Origin of the sequence: Streptomyces sp. NPDC096079 (assembly GCF_040303145.1) — a bacterium.
Lineage (GTDB): Bacteria > Actinomycetota > Actinomycetes > Streptomycetales > Streptomycetaceae > Streptomyces.
Window position 1 is genome coordinate 1 of record NZ_JBEOST010000025.1, and the last position, 20,993, is coordinate 20,993.

A 20,993-nucleotide genomic window follows, 5' to 3' on the forward strand; every position below is an offset into this window, starting at 1 on the left:
GCCGACGCCTTCGGCCCAGGCGGTGCCGTCGGCGTCCGCGGAGAACGACTTGCAGCGGCCGTCCGCCGCCAGGCCCCGCTGCCGCGAGAACTCGACGAAGATGCCGGGTGTCGACATGACCGTCACACCGCCGGCGAGGGCCAGCGAACACTCCCCGGACCGCAGGGCGTTGACCGCGAGGTGCAGGGCCACGAGCGAGGACGAACAGGCCGTGTCGACGGTGAGGGCCGGGCCCTGGAGACCCAGCGTGTACGCGACGCGGCCGGAGGTGACACTCGGCGTCGTCCCCGTCAGACCGAACCCGGCGGCGCCCGCCCCCGCCTCGCCGAGGCGCGGACCGTACTCCTGGGCCATCACGCCGGCGAACACGCCGGCCTGGGTACCGCGCAGGGAGTCAGGAGCGATGCCCGCGCGCTCCAGCGCCTCCCAGCACACCTCCAGGTAGGCACGCTGCTGCGGGTCCATCGCGAGCGCCTCGCGCGGCGATATCCCGAACAGTTCGGCGTCGAACTCCGCGGCGCCTTCGAGGAATCCGCCGTTGCGGACGTAGGTGGTGCCCACGTGGGCGGGATCGGGGTGGTAGAGCCCGTCGAGGTCCCAGCCCCGGTCGGCGGGGAAGCCGGAGATGACGTCGCGCTGTTCGGCGACGACCCGCCACAGCGCCTCGGGCGAGTCGATCCCGCCGGGGAAGCGGCAGCCGATGCCGACGATCACGACGGGGTCGTCCTCGTCGGTACGGGCCTCGGGCGCCGCCACGGCCTCGTCCGGCGCGTCGGCGAGCAGCGCGGCGAGCCGGGCGGGGCTGGGGTGGTCGTACACGACGGTGGTGGGGAGCCCCCGCCCGGTGGCGGTGACGAGCCGGTTGCGGAGCTCGACGACCATGGCCGAGTCGATGCCCAACTCCTTGAAGGTGCGCCGGGGTTCGACCTCGGCGACGGAGTCGTGGCCGAGTACGGCGGCGGTGTGTGCCCGTACGAGGTCCAGGGCGGCCGGGCCGGTCAGCGAGCGGCCGGGCTCGGTGCCGGGCGCGTCCGCGGCGTCCTCCGGGAGCGCGTCGGCCGGCGGTGTCGGGGCGGCGGGCGCGAGGGCCCGGGCGGCGTGGGGCTGCCCGGAGATCCAGTGGCGCCGCCGCTGGAAGGCGTACGTCGGGAGTTCGGCGCGGGCGGTGCCGGTGGGCAGGAGCGTCGACCAGTCCACCTCGGCGCCGTGGCAGAACGCCTCGCCGAACGCGAGCAGCAGGCGGCGGGGTCCGCCCTCGCCGCGGCGCAGGGTCCCCAGCGCGGCGACGGGCAGGTCGGCGGCCTCCGCGGTCTGCTGGACCGCGAGCGCCAGGACCGGGTGCGGGCTCATCTCGATGAACAGTTCGTGCCCCGCCTCAAGGAGGGCGCGTACGGCGGGTTCGAAGCCGACGGGTTCACGGAGGTTGCGGTACCAGTAGTCGACGTCCAGCTCGGAACCGTCGAGGGCCGTACCGGTCACGGTGGAGTGCAGCGGCACCGTTCCGGCGCGCGGCGCGATCCCGGCGAGCTCGGCGGGGAGCGTGTCGCGGACGGCGTCGACGTGCGGGCTGTGCGAGGCGTAGGCGACCGGGACGCGACGGGTGCGGACGTCCTCGCCGTAGTGCGCGGCCAGGGCGTCCAGGGCGTCGCCGTCGCCGGCGACCACGGTCATGCCGGGCGAGTTGACCGCGGCCACGCTGAGGCCGGGGCGTCCGGCCAGGTCCTCGCGGACCCGGTCGGCGGGGAGCGCGACGGTGAGCATGCCGCCGCCGCGCCCGGCGAGCGCGCCGAGTGCGGTGCTGCGCACGGCGATCAGCCGGGCCGCGTCGTCCAGGGTGAGCGCGCCGCTGACGGTGGCGGCGGCGATCTCGCCCTGCGAGTGGCCCACGACCGCTGCCGGTTCGACCCCCGCCGCCCGCCAGAGGGCGGCGAGTCCGACCATCACGGCCCACAGGGCGGGCTGCACGACGTCGTCGCGGTCGAGGGCGGGGGCGTCGGGGCGGCCGCGCAGGACGTCGGTCAGCGACCAGTCGCGGTACGGGCGGAGCGCGCGCTCGCAGTCCTGGACGGCCTGGGCGAACACGGGTGCGCTGTCGAGGAGTCCGGCGGCCATGCCGGCCCACTGGGAGCCCTGACCGGGGAAGACGAAGACCGCGCGCCGCGGGGCGCCGGGGGTGCTGCCGGAGACCGTGTCCGGCGAGACGCCGGCGTCGGCGACCGCGTCCAGGGCGGCGAGCAGTCCGGCCCGGTCGGTGCCGGTCAGGACGGCGCGGTGGGAGAAGGCGGTGCGGTCCTGGACGAGGGACCGGGCGACCTCGGCGGGGTCGAGGTCCGGGTGGGCGGTGAGGTGCTCGCGGAGCCGGGCGGCCTGGGCGCGGAGCGCCGTGTCGCCGCGGCCGGACAGGACCCACGGAAGGAGAGCGGAGGCGTTTCGGCCCGGCGCCGATTCCGGCTGGTCCTCATCGGGCGAGGCGGTGGTGCGCGGCCATTCGCCGAGGACGAGATGGCAGTTCGTGCCGCCCATTCCGACCGATGTCACACCGGCGTAGAGCGGGCCGTCGGGATTCGGCCACGGACCCGTTTCGGTGGCGGCGGCGAGGCGCAGTTCCGCGAAGGGGATCTGCGGATTGGGGGTGCGATAGTTGAGGGTTGGAACGATTTCTCGTTCCTTGACGCAGAGAATCGTCTTGACGAGTCCTGCGATGCCCGCGGCCCCTTCGAGGTGGCCGATGTTCGTCTTGACGGATCCGAGCAGGAGCGGATTGTCCGGCGTGCGGGAGGAGGCGAATACGGCGCCCAGAGCAGAGGCTTCGATGGGATCGCCGACCCGGGTGCCCGACCCGTGAATTTCGATGTACTGGGCTTGCTCCGGAGTTAATCCGGAGTTTTCCCAGGCGTCACGTATGACGCGTTCCTGGGCTTTCCCGTCAGGGGTGGGGAGGGTGTCGCTCGCACCGTCGCTGCCCACGGCCCCGCCGTGCAGCAGACAGTGGATGCGGTCCCCGTCGGCGATGGCCCGACTGAGGAGTTTCAGCGCCACGACGCCGCCGCCCTCACCTCGCACATACCCGTTCGCCCGGGCGTCCAACGAGTAACATCGCCCGTCGGGCGAGAGACTGCCGAAGGCCGCCAGGGCCTGGGTGCTCTCCGGCGCGAGGTTGAGGTTGACGCCGCCGACGAGCGCGGTCACGGACTCGCCGCGCCGCAGGCTCTCACAGGCCAGATGTACCGCGACCAGCGACGACGACTGCGCGCTGTCCACCACCATGCTGGGGCCCTGGAGCCCGAGGACGTAGGACACGCGGTTGGCGATGATGCTCCGGTGCAGGCCCGTCACCGTGTGCGCGGAGGTGGCCTCGGGGCCCGCCGCGTGGGTGAGGGCCGCGTAGTCGTCGGCGATCGCGCCGACGAAGACGCCGGTCGCCGTGCCGGCGAGGGCGGCCGGGACGATGCCGGCGTCCTCGAGTGCCTCCCAGGCGAGCTCGAGGACGAGCCGCTGCTGCGGGTCCATGGCGGCCGCTTCACGCGGGGATATGCCGAAGAACTCGGCGTCGAAGGTGTCGACGCGCGGCAGAAAACCGCCGGGCCGCGGTAAACCGTCGTCCCGGACACCGAGGTGCGCGCGATCGGCGGGCGGTTCCGCTATGGCGTCCTGGCCGTTCCTGAGGAGATTCCAGAATTCGGCGGGGTTGGCACCGCCGGGAAAACGGCAGGAAAGGCCCACGACGGCGACGGTGTGCTCATCGATCTGTTCGGACGCCGGGCGTGGCTGTGCGTCCCTGACCGATTCTTCCCGGTTCTGGGAATGGCGGATCATGGTGTTGTTGCTCCCCCCGTGAAGCACGATCAACGGCGTTGCCGACTCGGCGGCCCTGCCGGACTCAATCTCGATGCGGACCCTAGCACCGAGGCGCCGGTCCGTAAACCAATGGCTAGAACGGGGGTTTGGTAGGCAAAACGAATGTGACGGATAAAGCAGAATGCTCTTGTGCGGCGTTCTTGAGACGGTCGTCTCACGGCTGTTTCGGGGCATGGCCGCAGCCTCCCGGCCCGGTGACACCACCCTCCGGGACGGACTGCGGGAGGGTGGGGGTCAGGCCGGGGCAGGAGGCCGGTGGGGCTGGGGGTTCAGTCGTTCTTCGCTCCCGTCTGCGCCTTGGTCAGGGTGCAGACGCCGTCCACGCACTGGCGCTCCAGACGGCCCCGGGAGATGGTCTGCGCCAGGCCGACCATCCAGCAGGTCGGGCAGCCGCGGAAGGCGATGAGCGCGAGCGGCGCCGCGAGGAGCGTGGCCGGGCCGGCCACGGGCACCATGGCGATCGAGCCGATGATCAGCCCGAAACCGATGACGCCGCGCGCCAGGTGGCGCGGGACGGACTTGCTCGCGAAGTTCGGCGCCGCGGACGGCGCGCCGGTCCGGTCCGCGGACGGCGCGGTGACCGGGGCCTTCACGCCCTCGGGGGGCTTCACGATGTTCACGGTGTTCATGGTCGTGGGTCTCCTTCGACTGGTCGGTCGATGGCTTGATCGGACGGCTGGTCGGTCGCCTCCAGCGCGAGACGCAGTGCCGCACGTGCGCGGTGCAGCCGCGACTTCATCGCCGCGCTGCTCAGGCCGAGCGTGTGAGCCACGGTCTTGCCGGGCAGGCCCTGGACGTCGCGCATGATCAGGACCTGCCGCTGGTCGCGCGGAAGGGCGCTGACCGCGGCCGCGATCCGCTCCACTTCCAGCCTGTACAGCACGGCCTCCTCGGCCGACGGCTCCGTGTACGCCCCCGGTTCGTCGGTCACTTCGTCACGTCGTGCGACGAGTAGCCGTAGCGACCGGAGGCATTCGTTGCGCACGATCCGGAACATCCACGAGGCGAGCGCGCCGGTGGCCCGCAAGGTGCCGATCTTCCGGTACAGGATGATCAGCGCCTCCTGTGCCGCGTCCTCCGCGTCCTGCGGCGAGGCGCACAGCGATATGGCGAACTTGCGCACATGCGGCTGCGATTCCATGACGACGGTGGTGAGCGACGTGACGTCGCCGTCCTGAGCGGCCTTGATCAGCCGCTCGTCAGGCCAGGGGAAGCGTTGATTCATGTGCTACTCATACCGGAAGGCACCCCGCGCGCAGGCGCAGGTCAGCTTCGGCTCTTGTTGAAGCGCCGCATCAGGTGCCAGCTGCACGCACCCACGAGCACCACGCCGATCACGATGATGGCAGTCACCATTTTGCTGTTTCCTCCCGGTTACGCCGGCCCCGTTCGGCCGGTACACACATAAGAGACGGCGAGGTGCCGAGAGGATTCGCGTTCCGCCGAAGTTTTTTTCCGCACGTCCCGGAGAGGTGGGTCACCGCCCCCCGAGCGGCCCCGGGAGGCGCGACGGGTGGATAGCGTCGGCGGGTGACCAAGATGCTCAACTCCCCAGCGGAGGGCGCCGGTTCACGGCCGCCCCTGGTGACGCGGCCCCTGCTGCTGCGTTTCGTCTCGATCATCGGCGCCTCGACGAGCTTCTACCTGCTCCTGTCGGTCGTCCCCCTCTACGCCGAGGACGCCGCCGGCGGCCACGGCGCCGCCGCCGGGCTCGCCACGGGCGCGCTGATGCTGGCCACGGTCGCGGGCGAGCTGGCCACGCCCCGGCTCGTCGCGCGCTTCGGCTACCGCTTCGCGCTGGTGGCGGGGCTCGTCCTCCTCGGCGCGCCCGCGTTCGCTCTCTCCGCGTCGGGGAGCGCGCCGTGGATCGCGGCGGTCTGCGTCCTGCGCGGTCTCGGCTTCGCGTTCACCGTGGTCGCGGGCGGCGCCCTGAGCGCCTCGCTCATACCGGCGGAGCGCCGCGGCGAGGGTCTCGCCCTGGTCGGCATCGTCACCGGGGTCCCGTCCGTGGTGGCGCTGCCCCTGGGAGTGTGGCTGGTGTCGCACGTGGGGTACGGCCCGGTGTTCGCCGCCGGAGCGGTGGCCGCCCTGGCCGCCGTCGCCTCGATCCCGGGCCTGCCGGACCGCGAGCGGGACGCGGGGACGGCCCGCGCACGGCCCGCCGCGACGACGGACGGCGCACGGCGCGAGGAGGCGATGGACGGTGTACGGCGCGAGGAGGCGATGGACGGCGCGCGGCGCGAGGAAGCGGCAGCTGGTGACCGGCCCCCGGGCGTGGTCGACGGTTTCCGGAGCCCCGCGCTGTCGCGGCCCGCGCTCGTCTTCGGGGTCACCGCCCTCGCCGCCGGGATCCTCGTCACCTTCCTCCCGCTCGCCGTCCCCAGGGCCTCGGCGGGCGTCGTCGCCACCGCCCTCTTCGCCCAGACCGCTGCCGCCACCGCGGCCCGCTGGGTCGCGGGCCGGCAGGGAGACCGGCACGGGCAGGCCCGCCTGCTCGTGCCCGGCCTCCTCGCCGCGGCCGGGGGAACGCTGCTCACCGCCCTGACGCACAGCCCGGTCGCCGTCGTGATCGGCGTGACCCTGTTCGGCATCGGGTTCGGCATCACCCAGAACGCCACCCTGACGCTGATGTACGCGCGGGTCCCCGCCTCGGGCTACGGCACGGTCAGCGCCCTCTGGAACTTCGCCTTCGACGCCGGCATGGGCGTCGGGGCCGTGGGCTTCGGGATCCTCGCGGCCCGGACCGGCTACCCGGCCGCCTTCGCGCTCACCGCCGCCCTGATGCTCACCGCCCTCGTCCCGGCCCGGCGCGACCGGCGGACGGCCGGCGCCGCGGCCTGACGGACACGGCGCCTACAGGGGCGGCTGCGCGGGGGCCGGGCCCAGGGTGGTGGTGCCGGCCGTGCGGTGCCCGAGCCCCGTGCGGTACGCGTCGAGCGCCGCCTCCACCCGTCCCGTACGGCGCAGCAGGTCGCCGAGGAGGCGGCACAGGTCGGCGAGGTCGCCTGCCGCGCCCGCCCGCTCCAGGAGGCTGAGGGCCCGCACGTAGTGCTCTTCGGCGGTCTCGGTGTCGTCCGCGTCCTCGGCGATGATGCCGAGGAGCCGGTGCGCGGCGGCGGCGTGGACGGCGCCGCGCTCCGGGGAGAGGGCGCCGAGCACCCCCCGCAGCAGCTCGGCGGCCTCGTCGGAGGTGCCTCGCCGGTGCAGCACGTCGGCCAGCTCGACGGCGACCTGACTGCTGTAGAGCGTGGCGCGGTGCGAGGCGAGCATGGCCCGGGCGGCGCGCAGTTCCTCCTCGGCGCGGGCGAGGTCGCCGTTCTGGGCGTACACGTAGCCGCGCATCCAGCGGCAGTTGGCCAGCTCGGTACGGATCTTCAGCTGACGGTACATCTCGGCCGCCTTGCCGAGCGAGGCGTCGGCCTCGGCGATCCGGCCCTCGGCGAGCAGGGTGCGCGCGACCGAGCGGTGCATCCGGGCGATCAGCGCGGGATCCTCGGCCCGTGGGGCGAGTGCGAGCGCCAGCTCGGCCGCCTGGGCGGCGCGGGCCTGGGCGCCCATGTCCATGTAGGGGCCGATCACGGCGGTGTAGAGCAGGAGCAGCGCGTCGGGGTCGTGGAGCCCGGCGAGGTTGAGCTCGTCGAGGGTGGACTCCAGGAGGTAGACCGCGTAGCGGAGTTCACCGGCCAGGTAGTGGGCCACGGCGCGCCCCCGCCGGGCCGGGACGCGGGCGGGCAGGGACGCCTCGGCGAGGGTCCGCTCGGCGTGCTCGAAGTGCTCGCGGGCGGCCACCAGGTCCCCGGTGTCGAGGCGGCACTCGCCGAGTCCGAGCAGCGCCGTGGCCTGCTCCTCGACGAGCCCGTGGGCCACGGCCTCGTCGAGGAGTCCCGCGTACCGGACGGCGGCCTCCTCGGCCTCGCCGTCGGCGAGGGTGCGCTGGGCCCCGGTGAGCCGGAGGCGCAGGTCGGTGGCGAGGTGGGCGGGCCGTCCCGTGGCGAGTTCCTCGAAGGCGACGCCGAGCCGGTCGGCGAGGTGGCGCAGCGCCTCGTCGGACGGGCGGACGCGTCCGGCCTCCAGGGTGGAGACGTAGGCGGGCGTGTACGCGGGCTCGGCGAGCTGGCGCTGTGTCAGGCCGCGCCGGAGCCGCAGGGCCTGCACCCTGCGCCCGATCGTCCCGGGGTCGTCCCGCTTCGCCATGCGCCCCATCATGCCAGTGCCCACCTCGCCCCTTTCGTGTCCCGCACGCCGAGGGCTTGTGCCCTCTCCTCCCAACCCCCTAGCTTAAGCGGCTACTTAAGCACATTTAACTCATCGGTTGAGAGAGGTCGTCGTGCCCGGACACGGAACTGCCCGCACACGCTGGATCACCTCCGTCGGATCCGTCGCCATCGCCGCCGCCCTGCTCGCGGGCGCGCACACGGCGGGAGCGGCCCCGGCTCCCGCCGCCGGGACCGGCGCGGTGGCGACCCACGAGGTCGAGTACTTCGACGGACCGGGCGCCACACCCCGGCACAAGCGGGTCCCGGCCGAGCCCCCGGCCCGGATCGCCCGCCGCCAGGCACCGGGTTCGGCCGCCGTCCCGGCCGCCTCGGTCACGCCCGTCCAGGAGACGGGACCGGTCTCCGGGCGCCTCGACCTCGTGATCATGGGCGACGGCTACACGGCCGCCCAGCAGGCCGACTTCCGCGCGGACGCGCAGGCCACCCTCGACCACGTCTTCGCCATCGAGCCGTACGCCAGTTACCGCGGCCTGTTCAACATCTGGCTCGTGGACACCGCCTCGGCCGAGTCCGGCGTCTCCGGCGACCCGACCGCCGGCGTGGTGAGGAACACCGCGCTCGGCTCGTACTTCTTCTGCGAGGACACCGAGCGGCTGCTCTGCCTGGACACGGACAAGGTCACCGCGTACGCGAACCAGGCGCCGGCCTCCGACATCGTCTTCGTCATCGCCAACTCCGCCAAGTACGGCGGCGCGGGCTACAGCTTCCCCACCCCGCCGACCGGTGCCTCGTACCACGGCGTGGCGACGATGTCCTCGGACAACCCGCAGTCGTACCTGATCGGCGCCCATGAACTCGGCCACTCCATAGGCAACCTGGCCGACGAGTACCAGTACGCCGGCTACGGCGCCTACCCGTACCCCTCGTCCGAGAGCGCCAACATCTCGGTCACCCCCGACCTCGGCACGGGCAAGTGGTCCCGCTGGCTCGGCGAGCAGGACCCGACCGGCTCGGTCATCGGCACGTACGAGGGCGGCGACTACTACGAGACGGGCGTCTACCGTCCCACCAGCACCTCCCTCATGCGCACCCTGGCGTCCACGGAGTTCAACCACGTCGGCCGCGAGGCGATGATCAAGGGCTTCTACGCGTACGCGGACGGCCTCACCTCGACGGTGCCGTCCGGCACCCGGGTCCGACCGGGCCAGAAGATCGCCGTGAGCCTCGCCCCGGTGAACGGCCTGTCCGCCCTGAGGCTGACCTGGTACGTCGACGGCAAGCAGGTCGCCCGGGCCGCGGGCGACCGCGCCGTGACCCCCGCGGCGCTCGGCGCCACCCGCAGCGGCCAGCGCGTCACGGCCACGGTCACCGACACCACCTCGGCCGTCCGCGACCCGGCCGTCCGCGCGGCGACGGGCAACTCGCTCACGTGGCGCGTGCGCTGACCGTCACCGGCCCGGGAGGGCGGCCCGGCGCGGGCCCGGCCGCCCTCACATGTGCGGCTGGCCGTAGTACCGGGCGAACTGCTCCAGATACGTGGGCTCGCCGCCGTACCTCGCCTCGTCGAAGTCCGGGGCGTCCTTGATCTGGTCCTTCGTGCGGTCGACGTACACCTTCTCCTCGACGGTGTCGATCAGCTCGATCGTGCCGGCGGGGAGGAGCACGCGCCGTCCGAAGATCCACGCGCCGACGTCGACGACCAGATACGAGGAGCCGACGTCCTCGGAATGCCTGTCGATCTTCCCGATGCCGCCGTCCGTGGCCTCGACCTTGTACCCGACGAGATCGACGCCCTGCCGGTACCCGGCGGCGGGGCGGTAGTTCCAGATGTCGAACTCACTCATGGCGGCACCTCTCCTCCCTCCCATGGTCCGCTGGGCCACCGGCACCCGCACGTCGTCGCCCCGGTGATCCGAACGGGTGAGGCGCGGGTCCGCGCGACCTCTCGTCCCGTGCCGTCGCCGACGGGGGATGCAGGGTGTGGGCGTGAGAGTCCCCCCGCTCCTCGGAGTGACGACGGCCGTGATCGTCCTGGGCGCCTGTGGTGCCCCGCAGGCCCGCCAGGACGAAGCGGCCCGGGCGGGCCGCTTCTTCGAGGAGTCGCTGGCCGCCGGCGACTTCCGTGCCGCGTGCGCGCTGCTCGCGCCCGAGAGCCGTGAGCAGCTCGCGGAGGGGGAGGAGAAGCCGTGTGCGGAGGCGCTGGCGGGGCAGGCCTGCCCCGCGGCGGCGGGGTACGGAGCGTGGACGTCTACGGCAGGCAGGCGCTGCTCGGCCTCCGCGGCGACACCCTGTTCCTCTCCGAGTTCGACGAGGGGTGGCGGGTCGTCGCCGCCGGCTGTGTGGCCGAACCGGGCGACACGCCGTACCACTGCGTGCTGAAGGGGGCGTGAGGTGCGGGCCCTCTTCGTGGTGTGCGTGGTGACCATCGTGGGCGGGCTCGCCTACTTCACGGCGATCGGAGCGATGCACCGGTGACGGACGACCGGGCCGCGAAGGGAGCGTTCTGGCGGTCGAACAGCCTCACGCTCGGCTTCGGCGCGGCCTTCCTGGTGGTCCTGGGCGCCCAGGCGGTCGCAGGACGCGCGGAGTTCAACGAGCAACTCGCCGTCGAGGGGCTGCAGCAGATCGGCCTCGGCGCGTACCTGACGTCCTCGGACTTCGCCGTCGACGTGACCGAGAACTGGCAGTCGGAGTTCCTGCAGTTCTTCCTGTACGTCTTCGGCACGGTCCATCTGCTCCAGCGTGGTTCGCCGGAGTCCAAACCGCTGCACAAGGCGGGCACGGAGAGCGAGCGCGACCAGCGCATGGGTGATCACGCCCGGGTCGACTCGCCGCGCTGGGCAGGGACGAAGGACTGGCGGCAGGCCGTGTACTCCCGTTCCCTCGGCCTCGTCATGGCCGTCTTCTTCCTGCTGTCCTGGCTGGCGCAGTCGATCGCCGGCACCGCCGCCTTCAACGAACTGCGCCTGCGGCAGCTCCAGGCCCCCGTCGGCTGGGCCTCCTACCTCGCCTCCGCCGACTTCTGGAACCGGTCCCTGCAGAACTGGCAGTCGGAGCTGCTGGCCGTCGCGGCGATGGCCGTCCTCTCCGTCTACCTCCGTCAACGGGGCTCACCCGAGTCCAAGCCCGTCGGTGCCGCTCACGAGGCCACGGGCGTCGAGGGCTGACGCCGCCCGACCCGTTGGTCGCCCCGGCGCCGCGGTTCTACCGTGGAGGGATGGTCACCCGTCCCACCGGGCGATGGTTCCGGGCCGGGCGGATCCGCAGCGCGATCCGCCGGGTCCGGGCCGGACACCGGTGGGCACCGGTGCGGGACCTGGGGCTGTGGCAGCGTTCGCTGGGTTTCGCCGCGCTCGGCTTCCTCACGCTGGTGCCGTTGCTGATCGTCGTGTCGGCGGCGGGCGCGGGCAGCGGGAAGGGGTTCGCGCAGTGGCTGGGGGACGGCATCGGGGTCTCCGAGGCGGCCAGGGCGGAGATCGAGCGGCTGTTCGCGCTGCCGGGTCAGGTGCGGCGGACCACGACGGCGTTCGGCCTCGCCCTGCTCGCCGTCTTCGGTCTGACGTTCGGCACGGTCGTCCAGAGCGGCTACGAGAAGGTCTGGGACCTCCCTCCGGCGCACTGGCGGAACCGCTGGCGTCACGTGCTGTGGCTCGCCGTGCTCATCGGGGTCCTCTACGCGTTCGCGGTCGCCCCCTTCTGGCACGGGGTGCCGGCGAGTGGGGCCATCAGCCTGCTGAGCGGCACCCTGTTCTTCTGGTGGTCGCAGTGGCTGCTGCTCGCCGGCCGCGTCGGATGGCGGGCCCTGCTGCCGGGAGCCGTGTGCACCGCGCTCGGGCTGCTGGGGCTGAGGGTCTTCTCCGAGCTGGTCTTCTCCCCGCTGATCGCGTCCAGCGCCGTCACGTACGGCCCGTTCGGGGCGTTCCTCGTCATCGAGACCTGGCTCGTCGCCGTGGGCGTCGTCGTCTTCGGGGGCGCGCTCACGGGGCGCCTGGTCCACGAGGAGCTGCCCCGGGTGACGCGGGCGCGCGAGCGGCGCGGACGCCGTCGGGGGCCGCCACCGCCGTGACGGAGCGGTGGCGGGGCGTGCACGCGAGTCATGGATCCGGGTGCAACTCCCCTACGTGCAAGGGTGGTTGACTAAAGGTCTGGACCAACCTACGGTCTGCTGGAGCGCGCGCCACGACCAGGACCCATCCCCCCACGTCCCCAGGAGCACGCATGCCAGGCCCCCGGATCACCCGTGTCCTCGGAGCGGGGCTCGCCGCCCTGCTCGCCGCCGCCGTCCTCACCGGCACCGCCGCCGCCGAAGGCGCGCCGCCCGAGCGGTCCCCGTCCTCCGCCGCCGCCGACACCTGTGCCCTCAAACCGAGGCCCACCGGGAAGGTGCTCCAGGGCTACTGGGAGAACTGGGACGGCGCGGCCAACGGCGTCCACCCGCCGTTCGGCTGGGCGCCCATCGACGACCCGCGCTTCGCGGCCCACGGCTACAACGTCATCAACGCCGCCTTCCCCGTGATCCGCTCGGACGGGACGGTGCTGTGGCAGGACGGCATGGACAGCACCGTCCGGGTCGCCACCCCGGCGGAGATGTGCCGGGCCAAGGCGGCCGGGGCGACGATCCTGATGTCCATCGGAGGCGCCGCCGCCGGGATCGACCTCAGCTCCCGCGCCGTCGCCGACCGCTTCGTCGAGACCATCGTGCCGATCCTGAAGACGTACAACTTCGACGGGATCGACATCGACATCGAGACCGGCCTCGTCGGCAGCGGCAGCATCGGCACCCTGTCCGCCTCGCAGGCCAACCTGGTGCACATCATCGACGGGGTCCTCGCCCGCATGCCCGCCGGCTTCGGGCTCACCATGGCGCCGGAGACGGCGTACGTCACCGGCGGCAGCGTGGCCTACGGCTCGATCTGGGGCGCGTACCTGCCGATCGTCAAGAAGTACGCGGACAACGGGCGCCTCTGGTGGCTCAACATGCAGTACTACAACGGCAGCATGTACGGCTGCTCCGGAGACTCGTACGCCGCCGGCACCGTCGCCGGATTCGTCGCCCAGACGGACTGTCTGAACCGCGGGCTCGTGATCCAGGGCACCACCGTCAAGGTCCCGTACGACAAGCAGGTCCCCGGCCTCCCGGCCCAGCCCGGCGCCGGCGGCGGACACATGACGCCGTCCGCCGTGGCCCAGGCCTGGAACCACTACGGAGGCTCGCTCAAGGGCCTGATGACCTGGTCGGCCAACTGGGACGGCTCGAAGGGCTGGACCTTCGGCGACAACGTCAAGGCGCTCCAGGGGCGCTGATCCGCTCCGCCCCCTCGCCTGTTACCCGCTGGTAGGCAATGATGGCGGGAGACCATCCACACGGGCCGGGGGCTGAGGCGACGGTGACGACGTTCGACGAGAAGACCAGGGTGCACGCGTTCCGGGACGACGCCCTGGGAGAGCACGACGCCGTCGGGCTCGCCGACGCCATCCGGCGCGGCGAGGTCGGCGCCGCCGAGGCCGCCCGGGACGCGGCCGAGCGGGTACGGGACGTCGAGGAACGGCTCCACGCCGTCCAGGCGCACGCCGAAGCCCCGGCGCCCGGCACCGGCGGCGCCTTCGCGGGCGTCCCGTCCTTCGTCAAGGACAACACCGACCACCGGGGGCTGCCCACTGGCCACGGCAGCGCGGCGTTCACGCCCGGACCGGCCCGACGGGACGCCCCCTTCACCCGGCAGTTCCTCGGCAACGGCTTCACCGTGCTGGGCAAGACCCGGCTGCCCGAGTTCGGCTTCAGCCCGACCACGGAGTACGAGAACGCCGAACCCGTCCGCAACCCCTGGAACACCGGTCACTCCGCCGGCGGTTCCTCCGGCGGCAGCGCGGCGCTCGTCGCCGCCGGAGCGGTGCCGATCGCGCACGCCAACGACGGCGGCGGATCCATACGGATACCCGCCGCCTGCTGCGGGCTCGTCGGCCTCAAGCCGACCCGCGGCCGGATGGTGCCGAACGAGCAGAGCCGCCGGCTGCCCCTGGACCTCGTGGTCGACGGCGTCGTGAGCCGCTCCGTACGGGACACCGCCGCGTTCCTCGCCGGCGCCGAGACGTACCGGCGCAACCCGAAGCTGCCGCCCGTGGGCCTCGTCGAAGGGCCGTCCGGGCGACGCCTGCGCATCGGACTCCTCCTCGACTCGCCCAACGGCGTCGCCACCGACGCCGTCACCCGCGAGGCCGTCACCGAGACCGCGACGACGCTCGAACGGCTCGGCCACACCGTCGAACCCGTCGAGATCGCCATCGACCCGCGCTTCACCGACGACTTCCTCACCTACTGGGGCATGCTCTCCTTCCTCCTCGGCACCACCGGCCGCACCCTCGGCGCGGACTTCGACCGGCACCGCATGGACGGCCTCAGCCGCGGGCTGCGCGCCACGTACCTGGAGAACTGGCACCGCACCCCGGGCGTCCTGCGGCGCCTGAAGCGCACGAAGGTGGCGTACGCGGCCGCCTTCCGCGGCCTCGACCTGCTCCTCAGCCCCGTCCTCGCGCACCCCGCCCCGCCGCTCGGCCACCTGGCGCCGACCGTCCCCTACCCGACGCTCATCGAGCGGATCCTCGCGTACGTCGCGTTCACCCCGGTCGACAACGTCGTCGGCACCCCGTCGATCTCCCTCCCCAGCACCCGGGCCACCGCCGACGGACTGCCCGTCGGCGTCATGTTCGCCGGCCGCCCCGGAAGCGAACGGACCCTCCTGGACGTGGCGTTCACCCTGGAGGCGGAGCGGCCGTTCCGGCGGATCCAGGACCTCTGACCGCACCGCGACGCGCCCCCACGGATTGGGGCATCAGGTCGAATTCCCGCCGCCGGCCGAGGCGCCGCCACGTCCGGCGGCCCCCCGTCCCCTAGCGTCGGCCGAAACCACCACCCGGCCGACGAAGGGGAACCCATGCCCTCCCGCCTCAACCCGTACATCAGCTTCGACGGCGACGCCCGGCAAGCCATGGAGTTCTACAAGGAGGTCTTCGGCGGCACCCTGGCGCTCAACACCTTCGGCGCCTTCGGCGCGGACAAGGCGGGGGAGGCCGCCGACAAGATCATGCACGGCATGCTGGAGACCGACAACGGCTTCACCCTCATGGCCGCGGACGTCCCCCCGGGCATGTCGCACAACCCCGGGGACAACATCTCCGTGAGCGTGAGCGGCGAGGACGCCGACGAACTCCGCCGCTACTGGGACAAGCTCTCCGGGACCGGCACGGTCGCCGTCCCGCTGGAGAAGCAGATGTGGGGCGACGTCTTCGGCATGTGCAAGGACCGCTTCGGCATCACCTGGATGGTCAACATCACCAGCCCGCAGAACGCGTCCTAGCCGCCCACCCGTTCGGCCAGGCGCGCCATGGCCTCCTCCAGTTCACGGCGCGCCCCGAACGGGACCAGCGCGGCCCGCCCCGGGACGCGGACGCCGCCGGTCAGCGCCACCCGGGTCCGGCCGCCCTCGTCCACCGCCGCCATCCCGACGATCAGGAACCGGCTCTGCAGCCAGCACCAGCCCGGCCGCAGGACACCGTGGAAACGGGCCCGGAAGCCGTACCGGCTGCGGGCGAGGGCCTCCACCCGGTCGCCGTCCCGGCGCAGGACCCGCACCGACCGCATGTCGGGCTGGAACTCCCCGAAGCCTCCCTCCAGGTCGCCCATGACGCCCCACACGGCGTCGAACGGCGCGGCCAGCACCCGCTCCACGATCCGCGCACCGGGAACACCGGCACCCAGCACCCGCAGCCGTCCCACCTCGTCGATCCCGGGGCCGAACGCCTCGCGGGTCGTCTTCTCGTCACTCACGCGGACCACGCCTTCCGGAAGCTCTGCCGTGCCCGGTGCAACCGGGATTTCGCCGTGCCGGCCGGCACCCCGAGGAGCGCCGCCGCGGACTCCTCGTCCATCCCCTCGACGTCCCGCAGCACGAGCACCGCCCGATGCCCGGGCGACAGCCGGGCCAGGACGTCCCCGATGTCGGCGGCCAGCTGCGGATCACCGCGCTCGGGTACGTCGGGGAGCTCGGCGGGCCGCGCCCGCGCCGCCCGCCTGGCGACCCGTACCGCCTCCCGTACGGAGATCGCCCGCACCCATCCGTACAGCGCCTCGGGTTCCCGCAGCGACCGCAGCGAGGTGAAGACGGCGACCAGTGCCTCCTGGGTGGCGTCCGGCCCGTCGTCGAGCGCGATGGGGCCGCAGATCCGGGTGATGTACGGGGTGAGGTGATCGAGCAGGTCGTGCAGGGCCAGCGTGTCGCCGCGCCGGGCGGCCCGGACGAGCGCGACACCCCGGTCCACGGGACCGGCGGCCTCAGCGGGCGGCACGCAGGGCCGTCCAGCCGAAGACCAGGCTCAGCGGGGTGTAGAGGAGCGCGTTCAGCCACGGGAAGGCCGCCCCTGACCCGTCCCGGCCCAGCACGATCCACACCAGACCGACGGCCCCGCGCAGCAGCATGCCCGCGGCCACCGCGTACGTGACGAGGCGCGGCACCCGGCCGGCGACCCCGCGCGCGTGGGCGGCCACCGCCAGCGCGGCGCCCCCCTCCAGCACCGCGAGCGGCAGCACCACCCCGGGACCGAAGGACACGACACCGCCGAGGACCGCGAGCGAGAGACTCCGTTCGTCGGCGGCGGGCCAGGTCAGCCCCGTCGCCCAGTACACGTGCGTCAGCGCGAGAACGGCGAGCAGCACGGCGACGGCCCGCCCGCCGCCGCCCGCGCGGGGCCGCTCGAAGCCGATGTCCGCCATGGGTTCCCTCCTTGTCGGTGCCCGGTGCCGGAGCATCACCGCCCCGACACCTGAAGGAGGACCCGGCCCCCGCGAACGTTCCCTGTGACCCGGCTCACGTCCCGCCGTGGCCGTCTAGTGCTGTGACCGGAAAGGTTCACCGGGTCGCGACGCCCGGCACGGCACCTCGCCGCGTTGTCGGCCCTCGCGAGTACGTCCAGTACGAGCCGAGGCCCTCCGCCTTGCGATGCACCGGACCGGACGCCGCGACCCGGCAAACCCTTCCGGCCACAGCACTAGCCGAGGAGGCCCTCGCGGGCCCGGGCGCACTGGCCGGGATGGTCCTCGGCGTCGGGGAGGGAGAGGGCGGCGCGGAACTCGCGGGCGGCGTCCGCCCGGCGGCCCGCCGCCGCGTAGGTGGCGCCGAGCCGGATGCGCACCTCCATCTCCAGCCAGCTGCTGGTGTGTTCGGTGAGCGTCGAGAGGGCCTCCCGGTGGGTGTCGACGGCCGCTCCCAGCCGCCCCAGGGCGTGCTCCGCGGAGGCGAGCCGGGACAGGGCCGCCGTGCGGAGCGGCACGTCGTCCGCCTCGTGGGCCAGGCCCGCCGCACGGCGCAGCAGGCCGATGGCGTCCTCGGTCCGGCCGAGCGCCAGGTGGGCGTCGGCGACGAAACAGAGGCTGCTGCCGATCGTGCGGGGCCGGCCGCTCCTCTCCGCGAGCGCGAGGGCCGAGGAGTACAGTTCGAGCGCCCGCCCGTGAAGTCCCCGCTGGTGGTGGATCGCGCCGAGGTTGCAGGTCACGACGCCGGTGAGCCAGTCGTCGCCGATGCCCGCAGCCAGCTCCGCGGCCTCCTCCAGGTGCCCGGTGCCCTGCTCGACGCGGCCCTGCGTCCACTCGGCGACGCCGATCCCCGCGAGGGCCCGGGCCCGGTCACGGTCCCGCGGGCCGCCGCGGCCGTCCTCGCCGGGGCTGAGGCGCAGCGCGTCGGCGAACCAGGCGTGCGCCTGCCGGAACCGCCCCTGATGGACGTCGACGAAGCCCATGCAGTTGCGCAGCGAGGCCGGCATCCGCCGGTCGTGGGCCCGGTCGGCGCAGGACAGGGCGAGTTCCAGAGCCGTCCGGCACTCGTGGTGGTGGCCGATGCGGAGCAGGTGGTCGACCAGGCCCTCGGCGATCCAGCAGGCGTGGTCGAACTCCCCGGCCGCCACCGCGTACGCCACGACGTCGACCAGCTCCCCGCCCGCCGCGTCCAGCCACGCCGAGGCGTCCCGCCAGTCGGCGAACGGAGCGCCGGCGGCGTCGGGGCCGGTGGGGAAGGCGTCCGTGCCCCAGTCGCCGGCCATCCGACCCGCCACCGCGTACAGCCGCAGCACCGCCACCCGGTCCGCGGCCGCCTCCGACGCCGCCGAGGCGGCGAGCTGCCGCGCGTGCACCCGGACGAGGTCGTGCAAGCGGTAGCGGCCCGGATGCGGCTCCTGGAGCAGACTCGCGTCGACCAGGTCCTCCAGGATCCCCTCGGCGTCGGCACGGGGCCGGTCCAGTACGGCGGCGAGAGCGGTCCCGTCGAATCGGATCGTCGGAATGGCCCCCAAGGCCCTGAAACCACGCCGGAGTTCGGGTTCGAGCCGATCGTACGAGAGCCCGAAGGCGGCCTCCACGCTGCGGTCCTCCGCGCGCAGCTCGCCGAGACCCCGCGCGTCGTCGGACATCCGCCCGGCCAGGAAGGCCAGGGTCCACGACGGGCGGTTCTGCAGCCGGGCGCTCGCGATCCGCAGGGCGAGCGGCAGCCCGCCGCAGCGCCGCGCCAGCTCCAGGGCCGCGGCCGGCTCCCGGTCCGCCCGCGCCTCCCCGAGCAGGGCGCGGAGCAGCCCGAGCGCGTCGTCCGTGGCCAGCGGCTCCACGGTCAGCCGCACGTCGGCGTCGAGGCCGGGCAGACGCTGCCGACCCGCCACGAGCACCCGGCTCCCCGGTCCCGCGGGCAGCAGGGGACGGACCTGCTCGGCGCTGCGGGCGCCGTCCACGACGAGGAGCAGCCGCAGCCCGCTCGTGGCCGCCCGCCAGGCCGCGACCAGGTCGTCCGCGCCGTCGCCGTCCCCGGGGAGCTCCTCGCCGCCGCCCCGCACCGCGCGGAGCAGCCTGCGCAGCGCCCGGTGAGGGCCGGCGCCGTGCGCCTCCAGGTCCACGAACAGACACCCGTCCGGGTGCTCGGCGGCGAGCGTCCACGCGGCGCGCACGACGAGCGCGGTCTTCCCGACGCCCGCCGTCCCGTCCACGGTCAGGACCGACACGGCGTCCGGGGCGACGGGAGCGGTGAGCCGCACGAGTTCCCTCGCGCGCCCGACCAGGCGTGCGGTGTCCCCGGGCAGTTCGTTGCGCCCGGGGACGGCGAGAGCGACGTCGTCACGGCGGCGCGGCGAACGGCCGGCGGCCGAACCCGTGCGGCCGGGGGAGCCGTCGGAGGTGGCGTTGCGGCCGGGTGAGCCGTCGTGCGCGTGGGCGTCGCCGGGTGAGCCGTAGTGCGCGTGGGTGCCGTCGTGCGGCTTGCCGTCGCCGGGGCCCGTGGAACCGCCCGGCCCGGCGGTGGGCGCCGGGGCCCAGCGGTCTCGGCCCAGCAGCAGCACGTCGTCCCGGCGCAGGACGGCCTGGTGCACCCGGCGCAGGTCCTCGCCGGGCTCCACGCCCAGTTCGTCGAGGAGCCGGTCGCGGGTCTCCCGGTAGACGGCCAGCGCCTCGGCCTGCCGGCCGCTGCCGTACAGCGCGCGCATCCGCAGGGCGGCGAGGGGTTCGTCGTACGGCAGGGCCAGGGGCGCCGCCATCAGGCCGTCCAGCGCCTCCGGGTGCCGCCCCAGCAGGACGAGGCACTCCGCCCGCTCCTGGTGCAGGGCCCGGCGCAGCCGGGTGAGCCGCTGCCGCTCGGTGTCGGCGAGCGGCCCCGGCAGACCGGGGAGGGGCTCGCCGCGGAGCAGCGCGAGCGCCCGGCCGCCCGCGTCGAGGGCGGCCGCGAGGTCGCCGGCGGCTTTCGCGTGGCGGCCGAGCGCCGTCTGTTCGGCGAGTTCGGCGAGGTCGGTGCGGGTGCCGCCGGGTTCGAAGCGGTAGCCGCCGCGCACGCCGCCGATCACCGACCGGTCCGGCCCGGCGCCCGCCGGGTCCAGGGCCCTGCGGAGCGCGTACACGTAACTCGGCAGGACGCGGTGGCCGGTGCCCGGCGGTTCGACGCCCCAGACGTCGTCGAGGAGCCGGCGGTACGTCACGAAGCCCGGGGCGCGCAGCACCAGGGCGGCGAGCACCGCCTGCCGCCGGACCGGCCCGAGGGGCAGGGGGACGTCGCCGCGCAGCGCCCGGACGGGCCCGAGCAGTTCGATCCGCAGGGGACAGCTCGTCGCGGCCGGTCCCCTGCCCCGGCCCTCCGGTTCCACCCTCACGTCCACGCCCCCACGTCCCCCCGTGCGCGGTGCCCGCACCGCTGCCCATGACCTTCGGTTCAGCAGCATTTCATCGGCCTTGCAGCGGGCCGCGTCAGGGTGGGCGCCGTCGGGTCGGCTGCCGCCGTGGGGGCGGCAGCCGGCCCGCGTCGTCGAGCGAGGGAGAGACCGTCATGGCACAGGCCGGCAGCACGCCCGGGGCGCGGCCCACCCGCCGCGCCGCCCGTTGGGAGCGCTACCGGGTCACCCGTCCGTTCTCCGCGGGGGCCCAGGCGGGCCTGTGGGGAGCGATCGCGGGTGCCGTCGGACTCGCCGTCCTGCTGGGGTGGGCGCTCGACATGAAGGGCGGCGTGGTGCTCGTCGCCGCCGTCCCCTTCATCGTCTCCTGGTACGAGAACAGGCGTACGGCCTTCCAGTTCGACGCGGCGGGCGTCAGGTTCGGCACCGTGCCGCTGCCCTGGGGCGACGTCACCGAGCTCGTCGTGGCGACGCCGGAGGGCGCCGCGCACGCGCTGATCGGGGCGCGGCTGCGGCCCGGCGCCTCCCTGCCGGCGGGCGCCGTCCCGGCCGCGCACGACCCGGCCATGCCCGCGCCGATCCATGTCGCCGTCCCGCGCGACAAGTTCGACCTGCGGAAGATGGTGGGCAAGGCCCGGAAGTACGCCCCCGCGCACCTGCGGATCGTCGTCGTGGACGGGGCCGGCGAGCGCGCCGCGGTGTAGGAGCCAGGTCAGGAGCAGCCCGTCCACG

18 protein-coding genes are annotated in these 20,993 nt (G+C 74.0%); 9 read left to right on the forward strand and 9 right to left on the reverse strand.

What is annotated here, in order from left to right; translation table 11 throughout:
• From ABTY59_RS32730 to ABTY59_RS32740, 3 genes are all read right to left on the reverse strand, one after another.
• A partial coding sequence (locus tag ABTY59_RS32730; protein WP_352022732.1) for a type I polyketide synthase occupies positions 1-3,816 on the reverse strand: 3,816 nt, incomplete at its 3' end.
• 311 nt (positions 3,817-4,127) lie between these two features.
• Positions 4,128-4,487, reverse strand: coding sequence for a hypothetical protein (locus ABTY59_RS32735; RefSeq protein ID WP_352022733.1), 360 nt, complete (start codon positions 4,485-4,487; stop codon positions 4,128-4,130).
• Entirely contained in the window at positions 4,484-5,083 is a 600-nt protein-coding gene (locus ABTY59_RS32740) for an RNA polymerase sigma factor (RefSeq protein WP_352022734.1), read from the reverse strand. Before ABTY59_RS32740 ends, ABTY59_RS32735 begins: the two co-directional genes overlap by 4 nt.
• A 314-nt stretch (positions 5,084-5,397) precedes the next feature.
• Here ABTY59_RS32740 and ABTY59_RS32745 point away from each other — a divergent pair, with 314 nt between their 5' ends.
• A complete protein-coding gene (locus ABTY59_RS32745) occupies positions 5,398-6,699 on the forward strand; it encodes an MFS transporter (RefSeq protein ID WP_352022817.1) in 1,302 nt (433 codons plus the stop codon).
• A gap of 12 nt (positions 6,700-6,711) precedes the next feature.
• Here the strand turns inward: ABTY59_RS32745 and ABTY59_RS32750 are convergent, their stop codons facing one another.
• Complete coding sequence (locus ABTY59_RS32750; protein WP_352022735.1) at positions 6,712-8,052, reverse strand: helix-turn-helix domain-containing protein; 1,341 nt, start codon at positions 8,050-8,052, stop codon at positions 6,712-6,714.
• A gap of 133 nt (positions 8,053-8,185) precedes the next feature.
• Between ABTY59_RS32750 and ABTY59_RS32755 the strand changes: the two genes are divergently transcribed.
• Complete coding sequence (locus ABTY59_RS32755; RefSeq protein WP_352022736.1) at positions 8,186-9,520, forward strand: M64 family metallopeptidase; 1,335 nt, start codon at positions 8,186-8,188, stop codon at positions 9,518-9,520.
• 45 nt (positions 9,521-9,565) lie between these two features.
• Here ABTY59_RS32755 and ABTY59_RS32760 read toward each other — a convergent pair whose 3' ends face one another.
• Positions 9,566-9,919: a PRC-barrel domain-containing protein gene (locus tag ABTY59_RS32760; protein WP_352022737.1), complete on the reverse strand. Its 354-nt coding sequence runs from the start codon at positions 9,917-9,919 to the stop codon at positions 9,566-9,568.
• Positions 9,920-10,261: 342 nt separating this feature from the next.
• On the opposite strand from ABTY59_RS32760, the gene ABTY59_RS32765 reads away from it, so the two are divergent.
• The 6 genes from ABTY59_RS32765 to ABTY59_RS32790 all read left to right on the forward strand — a co-directional run bounded on the left by ABTY59_RS32765 (position 10,262) and on the right by ABTY59_RS32790 (position 15,430).
• Positions 10,262-10,465, forward strand: a complete 204-nt coding sequence (locus tag ABTY59_RS32765) for a hypothetical protein (RefSeq protein ID WP_352022738.1) — start codon at positions 10,262-10,264, stop codon at positions 10,463-10,465.
• An 81-nt stretch (positions 10,466-10,546) separates the two neighbouring features.
• Complete coding sequence (locus ABTY59_RS32770; RefSeq protein WP_352022739.1) at positions 10,547-11,242, forward strand: DUF6766 family protein; 696 nt, start codon at positions 10,547-10,549, stop codon at positions 11,240-11,242.
• A 50-nt stretch (positions 11,243-11,292) separates the two neighbouring features.
• On the forward strand, positions 11,293-12,141 hold the full coding sequence (locus tag ABTY59_RS32775) for a YhjD/YihY/BrkB family envelope integrity protein (protein ID WP_352022740.1): 849 nt from the start codon (positions 11,293-11,295) through the stop codon (positions 12,139-12,141).
• A gap of 152 nt (positions 12,142-12,293) precedes the next feature.
• Complete coding sequence (locus ABTY59_RS32780; RefSeq protein ID WP_352022741.1) at positions 12,294-13,379, forward strand: chitinase; 1,086 nt, start codon at positions 12,294-12,296, stop codon at positions 13,377-13,379.
• Between the two features lie 83 nt (positions 13,380-13,462).
• Positions 13,463-14,872, forward strand: coding sequence for an amidase (locus tag ABTY59_RS32785; protein ID WP_352022742.1), 1,410 nt, complete (start codon positions 13,463-13,465; stop codon positions 14,870-14,872).
• Positions 14,873-15,007: 135 nt separating this feature from the next.
• Positions 15,008-15,430, forward strand: coding sequence for a VOC family protein (locus tag ABTY59_RS32790; RefSeq protein WP_352022743.1), 423 nt, complete (start codon positions 15,008-15,010; stop codon positions 15,428-15,430).
• Here ABTY59_RS32790 and ABTY59_RS32795 read toward each other — a convergent pair.
• From ABTY59_RS32795 to ABTY59_RS32810, 4 genes are all read right to left on the reverse strand, one after another.
• Positions 15,427-15,900 carry an SRPBCC family protein gene (locus tag ABTY59_RS32795; protein ID WP_352022744.1) on the reverse strand — a complete coding sequence of 158 codons (474 nt, stop codon included), beginning with the start codon at positions 15,898-15,900 and terminating at the stop codon, positions 15,427-15,429. The genes ABTY59_RS32790 and ABTY59_RS32795 overlap by 4 nt on opposite strands.
• Positions 15,897-16,418, reverse strand: coding sequence for an RNA polymerase sigma factor (locus tag ABTY59_RS32800; protein WP_352022745.1), 522 nt, complete (start codon positions 16,416-16,418; stop codon positions 15,897-15,899). Before ABTY59_RS32800 ends, ABTY59_RS32795 begins: the two co-directional genes overlap by 4 nt.
• Entirely contained in the window at positions 16,405-16,842 is a 438-nt protein-coding gene (locus ABTY59_RS32805; protein ID WP_352022746.1) for a DUF3995 domain-containing protein, read from the reverse strand. The genes ABTY59_RS32800 and ABTY59_RS32805 overlap by 14 nt, the downstream gene beginning before the upstream one ends.
• Positions 16,843-17,117: 275 nt before the next feature.
• Complete coding sequence (locus ABTY59_RS32810) at positions 17,118-20,249, reverse strand: AfsR/SARP family transcriptional regulator (RefSeq protein WP_352022747.1); 3,132 nt, start codon at positions 20,247-20,249, stop codon at positions 17,118-17,120.
• A 167-nt stretch (positions 20,250-20,416) separates the two neighbouring features.
• Here ABTY59_RS32810 and ABTY59_RS32815 point away from each other — a divergent pair, with 167 nt between their 5' ends.
• A complete protein-coding gene (locus tag ABTY59_RS32815) occupies positions 20,417-20,965 on the forward strand; it encodes a hypothetical protein (RefSeq protein WP_352022748.1) in 549 nt (182 codons plus the stop codon).
• Positions 20,966-20,993: the final 28 nt, after the last annotated feature.